Raw genomic sequence first — 502 nt, 5'->3', positions numbered from 1 at the left:
GGCGCTGCGTACAAGTATGAGGTGAAAGAAAAACCAGTAGCAGGATACCAATCCGAAGTAAACGGTTATAACATCACGAATACAAAAGTAGGTCAAACAACAGTAGAAGGAACAAAAACATGGAAAGACGACAATGCGACAGATCGTCCGAAAACAATCAAAGTAGATTTACTGCAAAATGGTCAAGTAATCCAAACACAAGACGTAACAGCAACAAATGGTTGGAAATATGAATTCAAAGATTTAGCGGCATATGATGCGAGTGGCGCTGCGTACAAGTATGAAGTGAAAGAAAAACCAGTAGCAGGATATAAAACAGAAGTAAACGGTTATAACATTACGAATACAAAAATCAAGGACGGAACAGTTGTAGATCCAAAACCGGATCCAAAGCCAGATCCGAAACCAGATCCGAAACCAGATCCAAAACCGGATCCAAAGCCAGATCCGAAATCGGATTCAAACACAAAACCAAAACCAGATACAAACACAGAGATAAACA

At 39.8% G+C, this 502-nt stretch carries 1 protein-coding gene; it reads left to right on the top strand.

Annotation, left to right across the window (positions count from 1 at the left end):
* The coding region (locus tag COO03_RS23840; RefSeq protein WP_179863027.1) for a Cna B-type domain-containing protein at nucleotides 1-502 on the top strand (502 nt) is incomplete at both ends.

Origin of the sequence: Bacillus sp. AFS098217 (assembly GCF_002551815.1) — a bacterium.
GTDB lineage: Bacteria > Bacillota > Bacilli > Bacillales > Bacillaceae_G > Bacillus_A.
The sequence above is the reverse complement of the archived record's forward strand: the minus strand, read 5'-3'. Positions and strand labels throughout refer to the sequence as shown.